The organism is Pradoshia sp. Z3_51 (genome assembly GCF_058215915.1).
Genome location: NZ_JBZAJC010000002.1, coordinates 13,868 through 28,831, shown reverse-complemented (window position 1 = coordinate 28,831; position 14,964 = coordinate 13,868). Strand labels below are relative to the sequence as shown.

Genomic DNA, 14,964 nt, shown 5'->3' with positions numbered 1-14,964 from the left:
AAATCCAATGAATTTTATGTCTGAAAAGCTTTTTAATATTCAACATACCTAAAAAGGAGATCAGAGTCTAAATAGCAAATAAATACTTTTACCACTCTTATTGACCGTTTCACAAGTTTTGCACGATTTATGTCGTACTGGTTATAAAGTAACCAACTTATAAAATTTGAGCTTCTAACTCAATCAATAGGGCAACTAATGTTGCCTGTCGGCATTTGACCCGGCTGTCCGTATGGCCTTAACTTCCCGTGGGCAAGTGGTCAATTTTTATCTGCTTGGAAAGACTCTAACTATTTGAATATTTGCTTTCCAAAATAACAACGCCCTAATATTATCAGTTTATGAAAAAATTAGCAATAGATGCAATTAACTTTTTATACCTTTAAAACCTAAATAAACCATTCTATCTATGTATAATTATTTATTTTTATCAAAAATATTCATGATTCTACATGGGTCATTGGAATGATTTTACACAAAAAACGACCATTTATCATTTAATAAGAGGAGATCGTGAGGGATGGAATATCATGATTAGATCAAACTGTTGAGGATCTAGACGATGAAGTAAACTAAATTGATGAGAAAAAAAGTTACAGCCCCTATTAAATATGGTTTTCCCAATATATCAAATTCTTTATTGTCGAGTGTCCAGTATAACTCTTGTCTAACCCAATAATTATTAGTGGTTGGTTCAGTATATTCCTTTGGGCCCACTCCTATCATTAAGAAAAAACACAAAACAAAGATACTGAATATAAAACTAAATTCGTTAATCTCTACTTTAAAATAACCCGACAGATAATAAACCAAGATATACTCAATTAAAATAGTAATGATAGCTAAAACTGCGCCATAAGCCATTCTCTTAATAAGAGAAATTTTCATATCTTCAGAGGTAATCGCATTTCCTTTTAGGCTTTCAACATACTCGGCTTGCTTTGTAAAAAGGACCACAAAACAAAAAATCCCAATAATAATGAAGATATTAACTATAATCTTGCTTAACTGAAACTCCAGAATTCCTAGCATATATCTCCTCCATTCATACACACAATCACTCATTATTTAAAGTCAGTAAACAGAAGAATAAATAGAGAATGATTTTTATATCTCCAATCAATTGTATCATCATAGAAATATATTGAATTTAAGAAAAACATTTTCTCTGCTCCCCTATAGCTTTTTCATTTATATTATTTAACCAATATGGATATCCCAAATTTAAGAGATTTAACTCCAATCACCAATCAAAAAACATTATTTTATTCTTTTTAAGCATAAAGGTTACTTTTTAATTCATTTTTCTGTATAATCCACATATAGAGTACAACTGTATTTATAAGGAGGACACCATGAAACGATTCGGTATATTACCCAAGATTATATTAGCTATTTTTCTCGGTATTGGTATAGGAATGATTGCTCCAGCCTGGATGCTTCGTATTTTCACTACTTTCAACGGGCTTTTTAGCAGCTTTTTAGAATTTATTATTCCCTTTATTATCATTGGTTTTATTGCTTCAGGAATTGGAATGATGGGGAAAGGTGCCGGCAAAATGCTCGGTATCACAACTGGATTAGCCTATGCTTCTACAATAATAGCTGGCTTGATTGCTTTTTTCGTGGCCAAAGCATTGTATCCTGTTATATTAAAAAACCAGACTGCTCAAAGCTTTGCAAATCCTGAGGAAGCTTTACTCTCTCCATATTTTACAATTGAGATGCCTGCTGTAATGGGTGTTATGACGGCTTTGCTTGTAGCCTTCACAATTGGTGTAGGGATGGCATCTATCAAAGGAGAAGCACTTCTTAATGTAATGGAAGAATTCAAAGAGATTGTCGTGAAAGTAATTAATACGATTATTATCCCTCTTTTACCATTTCATATCTTTGGTATATTCGCAAACATGACTCAGGGCGGTCAAATTGCGTCTATCTTAAGTGTATTTGCTAAAGTATTTGTGATGATCATTGCTTTACATTTGTTTATGTTAGTCATACAGTATACAGTTGCGGGTGCAGCTTCTAAGAAAAATCCATTTAAAATGCTTAAGACTATGTTACCAGCGTATTTTACAGCTTTAGGCACTCAGTCTTCCGCATCAACGATTCCTGTTACTGTGGATCGGACTAAAAAAATGGGTGTGAAAGATAAAGTAGCAAACTTCACTGTTCCACTATTAGCAACTATCCATTTATCTGGAAGTACAATTACCCTCGTCAGCTGTGCGATGGCAGTTATGCTGTTACAGGGTACGGATGCTAGCATCACACAAATGCTACCATTTATTTTAATGCTTGGTGTCACAATGATCGCCGCACCAGGAGTTCCAGGAGGAGCTGTTATGGCTGCACTTGGTTTATTAGAATCCATGCTCGGTTTCTCTGATAACATGCTTTCCCTCATGATCGCATTATACCTAGCTCAGGATAGCTTCGGAACAGCATGCAATGTAACAGGCGATGGCGCTATCTCAGCACTTACGGAGCGATTTGTTCCTAAAACCAGCAAAGAAATAATTCAAAATAAACAAATAGAAAATTTAATTTAAATACAAAAATAAGATAGATATACAAAAATGGTGTCCGTATAGAGATTTCAGTCAAAAAACAATAAATCAAAAAGGGAGACATGTTGTTAACTCAACATATCTCCCTTTTTTGATTAAATATAACCAGTTCAACAAGGACCTATGTGTCAGTCCATATCTTGTTATTTTCACAGAAAAATATCTGCAAACCTCATACTTTTTTCACTTTAGTTCAATGATTTTAATAAACAACTCACCTTATCTAAAAAAACACAAATACATCCTCATTTATAATTTACTTCTGTCCTTATTAAGAATCCTTTATTTATTCCTTATTAATTATATAAAAATAATAAAATAGCTAATTTTTTGTTTATTTCTATAAGTAAATATATTAATATTTTTATATTATTATAACTATCACAACAAATTATTTATCACAAATATTAGGAGAAAGTCTTGCATGAGAAACTCATTGACACAAAAAATCGTATTAATTTTTATTACATTTGGTTTGGTTTTATTTGGAACAACTGATTTATACACAAAAGTAGACGCAGCAACCGTTTCTTCTTCCACACTCTATCAAACGACAGCTAATGTCAATTTAAGAGCCGGTTCGTCCAATAAGCATAAAGTAATCCTAACCATTCCGAAAGGGAAAAATGTGACCTATCTCTCCAAATCCGGAAGTTGGTTTAAGGTTAAATATGCTAATAAGACAGGCTTTGTGAGCTCTTCTTATTTAAAGAAACCAACTGCTAATTCACAGGCTAGTACCCAGGCTACCGTTACATATCAAACAACGGCTAATGTCAATTTAAGGACTGGTGCTTCTAATAAGCATAAAGTAATCCTAACCATTCCGAAAGGAAAAAATGTGACTTATCTCTCCAAATCTGGAAGTTGGTTTAAGGTTAAATATGCTAATAAGACAGGCTTTGTGAGCTCTTCTTATTTAAAGAAACCAACAGCTAATTCCCAGACTAATTCACAGGCTACCGTTACATATCAAACAACGGCTAATGTCAATTTAAGGACTGGTGCTTCTAATAAACATAAAGTAATCCTAACCATTCCGAAAGGGAAAAATGTGACCTATCTCTCCAAATCCGGAAGTTGGTTTAAAGTTAAATATGCTAATAAGACAGGCTTTGTCAACTCGACATACATGAAGAAGTCTGTCATCAAAGAGACAGTACCTAATTATAAAAATGTAAGATATTATAATACGAATATTCATATCTATACAAGTAATCCTAATGCTAATTTAACAGTTTCCAAAGGAAAACCTAATGTTCTTGAACCATTGTCATCTATTAAGCTACCAAATGAACTAGCAAAGATAAACTTAGGCTTTTTAACTCAAAAATGGAACATGGTGGTTTATTTATGGTAAATGGACAAGTAACCAGTAACCATAATCCTAAATACGTAATTATGGAATATAAAAAGACAGGGAAAATAGATATTCGTAGTATCGCAACACCATTAATAAATCTTCAAGAATTAGAAGATATGAAGGAAAATAATTATTTTGCTGTTGGTACTTCATATTCTTTAGTACAGAACGGCAAAATAAATTTAGCGCATAGTGAGTATTTCTCACACAGTAAAAGCAGGAACCCTCGAACATTGTTTGGTCAGACTAAAGATGGACGGTTTATCATGGCAGTTACAGATGGCCGAATTAATGGGAGTAGTGGTTTAACAGCAAGCCAAAGCGCTGATGTTATGATGAAATTAGGGGCAGTTGAAGCTGTAAATTTAGATGGCGGAGGATCCAGCACCCTATATATCAATGGTAATTTAATTAATAAATTAGGCGAAAGCCCCAGAAAAATTGGCAGTGCTCTCTTTATTACAAAGTAAATAGAATATACAATTATAAAATAAACTCCTAATTGAAAAATTGGGAGTTTATTTTCACCATATAAGATATGATAATTTTTAAAGGATCCGAGTGTATGGAGATACAATTATCAGTTTGACTTTAATTATCCAACTTACTGCCAGTCGAATGTTCACTATTATTAGAAGGATTATAGTTGTTAGTACTATCAGATTGAGTATTCAAGTCTGAATCAAAACATCCTTTCATTAAAAAAAAGAGCTAATTGCTAATAGCAATTCTGATAATTAATTTTCAACATGCTGCACACTCCCATCTATCCGTATATTAAGGATTTTAAAAGGATGTATACAAAATAAAGACTTCTATCTCTTAAACAGATAGAAGTCTTTATTTTTCTCTTTTATAGTCATTGGTGTTAAACAAGGTTTAATGGTACCACCAGTTCAGCCTAGGTAATTTAAATTACAACAGAACTGCATTCTATCACGGTTATCTCTTTAAACGTAAAGCCATATATATAAATCCTGTAAATATAATAAAAATCCCAAAAGGATATAAGCTACTAATAACATGTTCGCTAGTCTGAGAAATTTCTTCAACAACCATACCCTTCCCTGTTAAACACTTACTTGGTACTATACGACCAATAATATCTTCGGAAGTAATAGGGTCGAATACTTGTATTGTTGAATCAATATTATTTGAGGTTTTAGAAAGTGAATTATGTGCAAACTGCACCTTATCCATTTCACTAGTCATCCCTAAATTAGCAGAAGCAACAGCGATTGTCTGTTTTTTTAATTCTGGTATCAAAGAAATAACTAAAGAAAATATGATTGCTAATATAAATAACCTGGAATTCATTAAAATCACCCAAATACTCTAAATAATATTTCCCGTTCCATCTGTTTTATTTTTATAAAATAAAAAAACTAATAGTAATTTCAATTTCAAATATTAAGATAAGTTATATTAATATTTTAATAAATACAAAATAAACAATCAACAACTGATTTCATTTTAGCCTTTGTATTTATTACTGTCTGTCATTTTTTATGGGTAAATATAAAAAACCAATTCCGAAATGGAATTGGTTTATAAGCCACTTTTGCCGTTACATATAAGAAAGTTTTAAACCACCACTTCTCCAAGTGGGTGTTCGCAAAAGCTTTCCTGCTTGTCCTCCAGGTCATATAGACAGAGGCTTGTCATTCCAGCCTTTATAATAAAACTCCCTATTACAGCTTAAAGGTTAAAACTTAAATTATGCATCACGTACAATGTAGCTCGTATTAAATATGATACTCCTCTAATCATTTAAATGCAATGGAGATGACTTCCATAATAAATATATAATTTCCATTAAAACGGAAGTTTATCAAGAGGACCAACACAAAATACAGAGGGTTAATCAAACTATCTCATTTAAATATATCTTTTAAAGCATCTTTCAAATTTTTATATTTAAACGTATACCCCACTTGTTCAAGCCTTTCAGGGAGTACCCAACGACTTTTTAGAACAAGCTCCGGCTCAGTTCTGATTAGAATTGCACCTGCCTTAAGCATCCACGCTGGTGTGGGGAGGCCAATTTTTCTGTTCATACTGTTACGGAGGTGAACCATTAATTCACGATTGGTGACTGGATGGGGTGAAGAACAATTAAATACCCCCTCCAAGTCTTCTCTGTTCTTAAGAAAGAGAACAAGTTGAAATAAATCTTCAATATGTATCCAGCTAAACATTTGTCGTCCAGATCCCTGATACCCTCCAAGACCAAATGTAACGAGATTTTTATACGGAGTCATAACTCCGCCGCTTCCCCCTAATACGATTGCAATTCTTAAGGCAACTTGCCTTGTATGCGGTAGTTCAAAGTTAAAAAATGTTTCTTCCCACGCTTTCGCAACATCGACTGAAAAGCCGCTTCCGATCTCACCCTTTTTCTCTGTCATAGGTCGATCTTCCGCATGTCTGTATATGGTGGCAGTACTGGAATTAATCCACAAAGGAGGTGGAGTCATACACTCAAGGAGGGCACTCCCCAATATAGCTGTTGTTTCAGTTCTAGACATGACTATTTCTAGCTTATTACTGGCATTATAGCGGCAATTTACCGATTTTCCAGCCAAATTAACCAATAACTCGGCCCCTTCAAGCGCTTCCTTTATTTCACCTTTATTATGCCAGTTAATATGTTCGTTGCTTCTGGAAATAACCAGCACATCATATCCCATAGAATGAAATTGCTTCTCAAAATACTGGCCAATAAAACCTGTTCCCCCAGCAATTACGACCTTCTTTCTCATCCACTCATCCCTTTACCTCAAATTTATGAAGTATATCACTAATATTTTATCAAATATTTTACATTCTTTTGAATAAAGGGATTATTATGCGTGCAAGTCAACCATTTGTTTATTAATATACTTCAGATACATATGTACAACATCAAAGTCGTATTGTTGGTAAAGTGTACGGGTACCTACTGCATCTTCTATTTCGTTGAACAGGAATTGCCCGTCCTGGCCGATGAGAAAATCGATTCCTACAAAGTCAAAATCAAATAACTCACCTATTTTATTTACTAAATTCACTTGTTTCTCAGACAAAGTATAACGCTCAGCCTTTCCGCCAAGTGAAAAATTAGACTTAAAGCTGTTGCTGGAATAACGTTTAACAGCTCCAATTATCTCCTTACCCAGTACGAAGACTCTCACATCAACACCTGGATTATCACACATTTCCTGTAGGATAACATCCCCCTTATTAAGCTCCCCCATCTGCTTAGTTAATTCTGTTTTGCAATCTACTTTAAAAACATCCGTCCCACCATGGCCGCTGTTGGTCTTCAAAATAAGTGGATAATTTAATAGCGACTGTCCCTCAGTGAATGAGATTGCCGTCTTCACAGATTTTATTCCATGGCTGTTAATCATTTGATGTGTTTTAGCTTTATGATTACAAATATCCGTCACTTGAGAATTGTTAAAAACTCTGCACCCCATTAATTCAAAATGAAGGCTTATTTGACTGTCTCGGGTGCGGTTAATGACGAAATCCGGTTGAAGTGAATTCCCCTCCTCCATATAAACGGACAATTTTCCATTATCAATTATTAAACTCAATTCCTCGGCAAATACAAGCTGGATATTTAGATTGTGCTGATTACTATTATTAATAAACTGATTGGCAAACCATTTATTTTTGTCATAATCCTCGCGCTTATAGATCAGTAAGCCTTTAAACATGTCACACCATCCGCAAAATATAATCGAAGATATGCTCAGTTACATCAATACCTGTACAATCATAGATATTTTTTATATGAGCATTTGAATTTACTTCACAAAGAATCGGTTCTTCCTCTTCGCCAAACAAAAGATCCACTCCACTAAAATCAGCTCCGATAATCTTACTTGCCTTAATTGCCAGTTCTTCAAATTCTTTCGGAAGAACATATTCATGCATGACCCCACCATTTGTCACGTTTGCTCTAAAATCTGTTTCGGAAGTTCGCAGCATAGACGCCACCACTTTGTCACCTACCACATGAACTCTTACGTCTCTGCCTTTACTGTTTTTAATGAATTCCTGATAAAGATGTGGGATTTGAAGTAGTTCTTTTCTCTTTTTCTCCAATTCTTCACGGGTTTGTACCAGATACACCTGCTCACCAAAAGATCCGTAGGCCTCTTTAATAACAATCGGATAGGATAATTCCCTTTCAATAAACTCAATAAATGAATGATCCTTTTCCAATATATTTGTAAAAGTCAGCGGGGAAAATATAGTTTTCGGTAATTTAATTGAATGATTGGCCAGTGCCTGGAATGTCATGATTTTGCTATCACACACTTCAATCACGGAAGCCTTGTTAAACAGTCGATAACCCATCTGTTCCAACTGATTTGCCAGACGAATATCCTTATCCAAGAACAAAATAAAATCCGGCCGTGCATGCTGTCTTTCACTTTTAATAATGGTTTGATTTCCTTCAATAACAGAGAATAATTCTGTATTTTTAACTAAGTCGAGAATGATTCCTTTTTTTGAAGCTGACTCTTTATACCAATCATGGATTTCCATAAATTTTGGAGACAGCAAACTCCCATTATAGATTAACCATCCATACTTTCTTTCCATATTGAGGATGCTCCTTACTATTTATTCGTTTGTTTTATTATATCAAACCAGTGAGAGCTGAAGAATTTCATCATTAATCTAATCGAACAAAGCAACCATTCCAATCATTTTCATATGATGAAATTATCCCTAATTGTCCCGTACGTAAAAATACGTCAAGGAGTTTAATTTATGAACCATTTACTGATTAAATCTGACTTTAAAAAGGGGAATCTTCTTCCGAGGTGGCTGAATGAGGCCTATAACTATTGGAGTTCTACTGTCAGTGACAATCAATTCCCATGTCACTTTGGCATGAAAGCAGAGCGAGATGGCCTCCTCCGCTATACGTATTGTGAGAATCATAATTTTTCTGCGCTTCCACATACACTTAGCGAATTTCTCAAACTTTCAAGGAAGAATCCATCTATTCGGTATGCATTGGTTCTTTTCGTAGAGCCTGAACTTAATTATCAGCACCTTGATTATGATTATTATAATGCCAATTTTTGGAGTATTTTATCCTATTTGCACGAACAGGATGATAAAGAATGGTCCAATGATATTCCCCTTGATCCAGATGATCCCCATTGGGAATTTGTTTTCAACGGGGAACCTATCTTTGTATCTGGCAATGCTCCTTTTTACCAAAATCGTATTACCCGAAATCTAGGTGATTGCCTAATCATGATTTTTCAGCCAAGAAGAATTTTTGCTGATACGTCTTATACTACTCCACATGGCAGAAAAGCAATTGAGGTTATTAGAAAAAAAGTTGAGAAGATTGAAAACATGCCGTATCATCCAGATTTAGGCGGCTATGAGGATTTATCCAAGAGAGAATGGAAACAGTATTTAATTACGGATGATTGCAATCCAATTAAAGGAACTTGTCCAATGAGGAATACTCTATTATCATCTGGTAAAGGTAATCAGAAAAAGGAAAAACCATGCTAAGTCAGCATGGTTTTTCCTTGATTGCTTATAGTATTTTTTTTAATTTCTGAAGAAGGTTTAATCGTTGTTTGCGCGGGCTTTACCGCCTTTTTCACCAATCTCTTTATAGAAGTCTTTATCATGATTTTTCTTGGTGGCTTCTCCACCCTTTTCGCCAATTTCTTGGTAGAAGTCCTTATCATGATTTTTAGCTGTAGCTTCTCCGCCTTTGCGTCCTGCTTCTTCTCTAGACATTTTGTCTGCCATAAATAATCGCTCCTTTTTAAGAAATTATTTTGTTGCTTACACTACTATATTTATCCTCTTTTAAAAGATAAAAACATAATTACACGCATTTAACCTTTTTGTTATTCTCTTGTTATTCGAACTTAATGTTTAAATTCGAAATAATAGTTTCAGTCGTTGTTATCATACTAGCATTTCATAGTATCTCTCTTACTACCATTTTGTAATCAATATGTTGCCTTTCCTACTTCTCATATTCTAATTTTTACCATACAGTAGTATGATTGTACTGTAGTTTACTATATTGAATGAAAAAGTTAATCAACCTATTTGAAGGAGGTCAAGGAAACATGATAGTAGTCATTATTCTTTTTTTATTTTTACTAATGTTGTTAATTGAAAAATCGAAGTATGAAAATAGCACCTATTAACAAGAAACGAATAACTCTTTTTAAAAGTAAGGTTTAATACGGGATTATACGGCGAATACCTAATCGTCAGAGTTTTAGATAATCTGAAGGATTTCCACAGAAAACGAAAATTTCCGTTAATAAATGCCGAGAAAAATAATAATCAACATATTCTTTGAATTACGTGTTCCGAATTATTTTTGGGTGAATTCACATCAGCACTTACTTCAAAAGCTTCCATTAATTCAGGATTAAACGGACGTAAATATTGTTTTAGTAAATGCGAATCATGAATCTTTGGATTCAGCCACTTTTGTTCATCTTCCGGGTTAAGAATAACTGGCATCCGGTCATGTATGGAAGACATCAATTCATTGGAGGACGTTGTAATAATGGTACACGTGCATACGGCCTGTCCTTCTGGTGAATTCCATGATTCCCATAAACCTGCCAATCCAAATGGTTCTCCGCTTTTCAATTTAATCCGCATCGGTATTTTTCTTTCAGGCGTTTGCTTCCATTCATAATAGGAATCAGCCACAATTAAACAGCGTTTATTTTGGTATGCCTTCCGAAAACTTGGTTTTTCCGCAAGCGTTTCTGATCGAGCATTGATCAGCTTATATCCTATTTTTTCATCCTTTGCCCACGATGGAATCAATCCCCACCTCAAATAACCTAAGCGATTTTTGGATCCATCATTAATAACGGCAACAATTCTCTGAGACGGTGCAATATTATAACTAACTTGATAATCTGCCTCATCAAAGGCTGCCTCTATATGAAATCGTTCAATAATCGTTTCAAACGTTGAAAATAACGTAAATCTACCACACATATGTATCACCTCATGGCCATTATAACAGTTTTATTTCAGGAACCAAAAAGGCACCCATCTAGGTGCCAGAGCCTTCAATATTTTTTTGCAATTGCTCTATTAGCGTTGTTTACATCGTTTTTAATCAAAGCACTTAAATCATATGCGGGATACATATTATTCTTATACATATAGTTAAATACCTGGCTATGCAAATCAATCATTCCGTTTAGTTGGTTTGTTAATGTCTTTTTCAAAACAGGAGTAGCCGTTTCAGTGATGGCTATCGAATAATTCCGGATTAATGTTTTTGTTAATCCCAATAAATTCCCTGCAAAAAAGCTGGCGTCCGGTTGTTCTCTTTCATCCTCTTCCCTTTGCGGTGCTCTTGGAAAGTATTGCAGCAACTCTTTAATATATCTTTCCAAAACTTTAATTGTAGTCAAATATAGATTTTTCAACTCCTGATTTGGTACATCTCTGACCTTCATTTTCAAGCCTACTAATGCATTTGATGCAAATGCTACTAATTCATGCAATTCCAGTGTTTCATGATATGCAAGTGTATTAGCCAAACAACTTCCCCTCCTTCATTCCTTCACAAAGAGTATATGATTGCTAGGCTTGTCTCTTTCCTTCTTTTTATCTTGGTAAATATCTTCTACTATCAAGGTTCATTAAACGGATGATTATTTAATGATGATTAACAACTTCAACAAAAACAAACATCGAACATACGTTTCTTTTTTGTTGAATAAGAAACATATGTTCGTATATAATGAAAATAGGAGGTGAAGATAAATGAATGATTTACTTAGGAGCATGAGAGAACAAATTCCCATCGATATCATCTATGTCTCGAATAAAAATATTTTTACAAAACGCCGTATTCTGGTTAAATCAATGGGTGAGCAACTGATTCGTGCCTATTGTTTTAACCGCAAACTCTATCGAACATTTAAGAAGGAACAAATCTTATCTACCCAACTCGTTTATCAATCCCAGCGGTCATCATAAAAAGAAAAAGAAGAGGTTCCCCCCCTTCCCTTAGCCAATCATTTCTTCATGATCTATATCTTCAATTTCATCCTCGGACAGGGATTCCTCTTTATCACGCAGACGATGAGCTAATCTGGAAGCAGCACTTGCTGCAATTGCAGCGACCAAATCATCAAGGAATGTATTTACGCCTCTTCCCTCTTTCTTCGTATCTAAATATCGGATAATCCCCACTTTATTCTTATCCAGGTGACCAAATGTTGTCACACCAATACTTCCATAACCGAGCACAGCTCCTAAGGCAATGGTTTCATCCACACCAAATAAGGACTCATCAGACTCAACAATAGACTGCAATGGCTCTGACAGCATGCCCTTTTCAGCTAATCGATCTAATTCAATACCTACAAGAAGGGCATGCTGAATTTCACGTTTCATCAGGACACGTTCTATACTATATATGCATTCATCCAGAGTTAAATTATCATTATAAGGAAATTGCATTTCATAAACAATTTCAGCGATTGCTTCAAGTGTAACACCTCGACTTTGCAAGGCAAGTTTAGCAGCATTTGTCACTGTTTTACTATGTACACGTTTTTTAATCATATCTCTATTACTCCTTTTTACACTTTCATCCATTATACCATCAGAATCTTCATAATATCACAAATCTCCTGATTATTATATACAAGTTAGAGTATGCTAAAATATACCTGAAAAGAATAACAGGGGGTGAGCTCATTGGCATTAAAAGCCGGAACAATTAAGGGTATATCTTTTAACAGCAAGGAATTAAATGAGGAAATCGAACTCCTTGTATATTTACCTTCAGCCTTTTCCCATCTGTATAAGTATTCCGTCCTGATTGCACAGGATGGTAAAGATTATTTCCAATTAGGCAAAATTGGACGAGCTGCAGATGAGCTTTTAGAAAGGCAAGAAATAGAAAATATAATCATTATAGGTGTCCCTTATAAAAATGTTGAAGATCGCTGGAATAAATATCATCCTGACGGCCTGAAGCATACTGCCTATAAAAGGTTTCTTGCACATGAAATTGTTCCATATATTGATGCCGAATATCCGACCTACCAAATGGGGCTGAGCCGCGCCCTAATCGGAGACTCCCTGGCAGCTACTGTTTCATTAATGGCAGCTATGGATTATCCCAATACATTCGGCAAGATTGCATTGCATTCCCCACTTGTAAACGAGTCCGTACTATCAGCAGTGGAGTCTTTTCAGTTCCCGCATTTAACGCAAATCTACCATACGATTGGAAAGAATGAAACAACAGTACAAACATCTAAAGATGGGATCATAGATTTTGTACAACCTAATCAGGAACTTAACTCGATTATTGAAAGCAAAGGCTTTCCGGTCTTTTACGAAGAGATTGATGGAGACCATACCTGGAGGGCATGGCAGTCAGATATGAAGAGGACACTTACCTGGCTCTTTCACAGGACATAATTAGCAAGGAAATTTTTTTGAATATTTGCTATAATGAAGTAATATCTAATTTTACAAAATAAGTCAGGGGGTTCTTACATGAATTTTGGAATTGCTATTTTCCCTTCAAAAAATTTGCAAGACATTGTAAACTCATATAGAAAGCGTTATGACTCACATTACTCTCGTATATCTCCTCATGTCACATTAAAATCTGAATTCACAGCCACAGATGAGCAAATCAAGGAAATTTCAGCTAAACTCGAGGAGATTGCAAACCAACACCAGCCTTTTACATTAAAGGTCTTAAAAGTTAGCACCTTCCAACCAGTCAATAATGTGATTTATTTAAAAATTGACCCTACTGCCGAATTAAGTGCACTTCACGAAGATTTCCATAATGATATTCTGGGCAAAGATAAAAAATACAAATTTGTTCCGCATATTACTATTGGTCAAGATTTATCTGACAAGGAACATAACGATATTCTCGGACAACTGCGTCTCATGAAATTCGAACACGAAGAAGTAGTTGATCACTTCCATTTACTCTATCAAACTGAAAATGGGGCATGGAAAGTATATGAAACATACCAATTAAGAAAGGACAACTGATCACGATGAACATCAAGATTGTATCAGAAAAAGAAGAATTGGATCAGGTATTTTCGGTACGTACTAAAGTTTTTGTAGATGAACAAAATGTACCTGAAGAAGAAGAAATTGATCATTTAGAAGAGGAATCTACACATTTTCTCGTAATAGATGAGGAAAGTAATCCAATAGGTGCCGGACGCTTCAGGGTGGTTGATAGCTATGGAAAAGTCGAAAGGATTTGTATCTTACCAGATTTCCGCTCAAAAGGGGTGGGCAAAGATTTAATGAATGCCATAGAACAATATGCCCTATCTAAACAAATTGAGATCCTTAAATTAAACGCTCAAAACCAGGCGATCCCTTTTTATGAAAAACTCGGTTACTCAGTTATATCCGATGAATTTTTAGATGCCGGCATCCCTCATCACACTATGAAGAAACATATTTAAGACTGCAGCCGACTGCAGTCTTAAGTGTTTATACTCATAAACATTAAAGGAAAGCAGCGTATTAAAATACGCTGCTTTCCATATGTATAGAGTGATTTTAAATGTATGGTTTAAATACTTTCATTAATAAATTGACCGACCCCAGTCATTTCAGTAGCGGTTTTTTTGACTATTTCTGTCGGCACATAATTTTTGTAAATGCGATTAGATGAACCTCTAAAATCGTCTGAATTGATTTCCCTGTCAAATGAATCCCGTTCTTCATTCTTGCGATGGAATCTGATTGGCTGTACAGGCTGAAAGCACGAGATCATATTTTTAGTCAGCTTCTCCGCTGCAATCGTTCTGTTCGTGTACTGTATGTATTCGTATTGCGTGATTGGACTTATGTACCCCATTCCTTTTCCACCTCACTTTTTTATCCTTTTTTTACTTTTATTACCCGCTTTTTAAGGGAATAAAACTACTATCCTCTTTTGTAATATATGATTCGATTTGATAAGATGATATTTGTCTGTCGTTTTTAAAATTTTTTATATAA

At 34.7% G+C, this 14,964-nt stretch carries 17 protein-coding genes, 1 other RNA gene and 1 pseudogene; 8 read left to right on the top strand and 11 right to left on the bottom strand.

What is annotated here, in order from left to right; translation table 11 throughout:
- Positions 1 to 555: 555 nt before the first annotated feature.
- Entirely contained in the window at positions 556 to 1,032 is a 477-nt protein-coding gene (locus AC4BHA_RS03765; protein ID WP_066101318.1) for a hypothetical protein, read from the bottom strand.
- Positions 1,033 to 1,355: 323 nt separating this feature from the next.
- On the opposite strand from AC4BHA_RS03765, the gene AC4BHA_RS03760 reads away from it, so the two are divergent.
- The 3 genes from AC4BHA_RS03760 (at position 1,356) to AC4BHA_RS03750 (ending at position 4,406) form a co-directional block, all read left to right on the top strand.
- The gene (locus tag AC4BHA_RS03760; protein ID WP_066101320.1) at positions 1,356 to 2,555 is read left to right on the top strand and encodes a dicarboxylate/amino acid:cation symporter; all 1,200 of its coding nucleotides are present in this window, start codon (positions 1,356 to 1,358) and stop codon (positions 2,553 to 2,555) included.
- 442 nt (positions 2,556 to 2,997) lie between these two features.
- Entirely contained in the window at positions 2,998 to 3,933 is a 936-nt protein-coding gene (locus AC4BHA_RS03755; protein WP_490558187.1) for an SH3 domain-containing protein, read from the top strand.
- Positions 3,927 to 4,406: a phosphodiester glycosidase family protein gene (locus tag AC4BHA_RS03750; protein WP_490558186.1), complete on the top strand. Its 480-nt coding sequence runs from the start codon at positions 3,927 to 3,929 to the stop codon at positions 4,404 to 4,406. The genes AC4BHA_RS03755 and AC4BHA_RS03750 overlap by 7 nt, the downstream gene beginning before the upstream one ends.
- Positions 4,407 to 4,878: 472 nt before the next feature.
- Here AC4BHA_RS03750 and AC4BHA_RS03745 read toward each other — a convergent pair whose 3' ends face one another.
- The 5 genes from AC4BHA_RS03745 to AC4BHA_RS03725 all read right to left on the bottom strand — a co-directional run bounded on the left by AC4BHA_RS03745 (position 4,879) and on the right by AC4BHA_RS03725 (position 8,535).
- Positions 4,879 to 5,253, bottom strand: coding sequence for a hypothetical protein (locus AC4BHA_RS03745; RefSeq protein ID WP_066101323.1), 375 nt, complete (start codon positions 5,251 to 5,253; stop codon positions 4,879 to 4,881).
- Between the two features lie 231 nt (positions 5,254 to 5,484).
- Positions 5,485 to 5,681, bottom strand: a non-coding RNA gene (ssrS, locus tag AC4BHA_RS03740) — 6S RNA.
- A gap of 129 nt (positions 5,682 to 5,810) precedes the next feature.
- Positions 5,811 to 6,698: a TIGR01777 family oxidoreductase gene (locus tag AC4BHA_RS03735; protein WP_139891411.1), complete on the bottom strand. Its 888-nt coding sequence runs from the start codon at positions 6,696 to 6,698 to the stop codon at positions 5,811 to 5,813.
- Between the two features lie 84 nt (positions 6,699 to 6,782).
- Positions 6,783 to 7,640 (bottom strand): ATP-grasp domain-containing protein, encoded by an 858-nt coding sequence (locus AC4BHA_RS03730; protein WP_139891412.1) that lies wholly within the window; start codon positions 7,638 to 7,640, stop codon positions 6,783 to 6,785.
- A 1-nt stretch (position 7,641) separates the two neighbouring features.
- Positions 7,642 to 8,535 (bottom strand): ATP-grasp domain-containing protein, encoded by an 894-nt coding sequence (locus AC4BHA_RS03725; RefSeq protein WP_490558185.1) that lies wholly within the window; start codon positions 8,533 to 8,535, stop codon positions 7,642 to 7,644.
- A 171-nt stretch (positions 8,536 to 8,706) separates the two neighbouring features.
- On the opposite strand from AC4BHA_RS03725, the gene AC4BHA_RS03720 reads away from it, so the two are divergent.
- Positions 8,707 to 9,471 (top strand): YqcI/YcgG family protein, encoded by a 765-nt coding sequence (locus tag AC4BHA_RS03720; protein WP_139891414.1) that lies wholly within the window; start codon positions 8,707 to 8,709, stop codon positions 9,469 to 9,471.
- 63 nt (positions 9,472 to 9,534) lie between these two features.
- On the opposite strand, the pseudogene AC4BHA_RS03715 reads toward AC4BHA_RS03720, so the two are convergent.
- The 3 genes and pseudogenes from AC4BHA_RS03715 to AC4BHA_RS03705 all read right to left on the bottom strand — a co-directional run.
- Positions 9,535 to 9,717 (bottom strand): annotated as a pseudogene (locus AC4BHA_RS03715) (KGG domain-containing protein); the annotation flags it as partial.
- 552 nt (positions 9,718 to 10,269) lie between these two features.
- A complete protein-coding gene (locus tag AC4BHA_RS03710; protein ID WP_066101340.1) occupies positions 10,270 to 10,944 on the bottom strand; it encodes an SOS response-associated peptidase in 675 nt (224 codons plus the stop codon).
- A 74-nt stretch (positions 10,945 to 11,018) separates the two neighbouring features.
- A complete protein-coding gene (locus AC4BHA_RS03705; RefSeq protein ID WP_225983664.1) occupies positions 11,019 to 11,498 on the bottom strand; it encodes a spore coat protein in 480 nt (159 codons plus the stop codon).
- A gap of 226 nt (positions 11,499 to 11,724) precedes the next feature.
- On the opposite strand from AC4BHA_RS03705, the gene AC4BHA_RS03700 reads away from it, so the two are divergent.
- Positions 11,725 to 11,940 carry a hypothetical protein gene (locus AC4BHA_RS03700; protein ID WP_066101348.1) on the top strand — a complete coding sequence of 72 codons (216 nt, stop codon included), beginning with the start codon at positions 11,725 to 11,727 and terminating at the stop codon, positions 11,938 to 11,940.
- A 30-nt stretch (positions 11,941 to 11,970) separates the two neighbouring features.
- Here AC4BHA_RS03700 and AC4BHA_RS03695 read toward each other — a convergent pair whose 3' ends face one another.
- Positions 11,971 to 12,531 (bottom strand): phosphatidylglycerophosphatase A family protein, encoded by a 561-nt coding sequence (locus AC4BHA_RS03695; RefSeq protein WP_139891415.1) that lies wholly within the window; start codon positions 12,529 to 12,531, stop codon positions 11,971 to 11,973.
- A gap of 135 nt (positions 12,532 to 12,666) precedes the next feature.
- On the opposite strand from AC4BHA_RS03695, the gene AC4BHA_RS03690 reads away from it, so the two are divergent.
- The 3 genes from AC4BHA_RS03690 (at position 12,667) to AC4BHA_RS03680 (ending at position 14,423) form a co-directional block, all read left to right on the top strand.
- Positions 12,667 to 13,398: an alpha/beta hydrolase gene (locus AC4BHA_RS03690; protein ID WP_490558184.1), complete on the top strand. Its 732-nt coding sequence runs from the start codon at positions 12,667 to 12,669 to the stop codon at positions 13,396 to 13,398.
- A 78-nt stretch (positions 13,399 to 13,476) separates the two neighbouring features.
- The gene (locus AC4BHA_RS03685) at positions 13,477 to 13,992 is read left to right on the top strand and encodes a 2'-5' RNA ligase family protein (RefSeq protein WP_066101354.1); all 516 of its coding nucleotides are present in this window, start codon (positions 13,477 to 13,479) and stop codon (positions 13,990 to 13,992) included.
- A 5-nt stretch (positions 13,993 to 13,997) separates the two neighbouring features.
- Positions 13,998 to 14,423: a GNAT family N-acetyltransferase gene (locus AC4BHA_RS03680; RefSeq protein ID WP_066101357.1), complete on the top strand. Its 426-nt coding sequence runs from the start codon at positions 13,998 to 14,000 to the stop codon at positions 14,421 to 14,423.
- 110 nt (positions 14,424 to 14,533) lie between these two features.
- Here AC4BHA_RS03680 and AC4BHA_RS03675 read toward each other — a convergent pair whose 3' ends face one another.
- The gene (locus tag AC4BHA_RS03675) at positions 14,534 to 14,821 is read right to left on the bottom strand and encodes a hypothetical protein (protein ID WP_066101360.1); all 288 of its coding nucleotides are present in this window, start codon (positions 14,819 to 14,821) and stop codon (positions 14,534 to 14,536) included.
- Positions 14,822 to 14,964 lie beyond the last annotated feature (143 nt).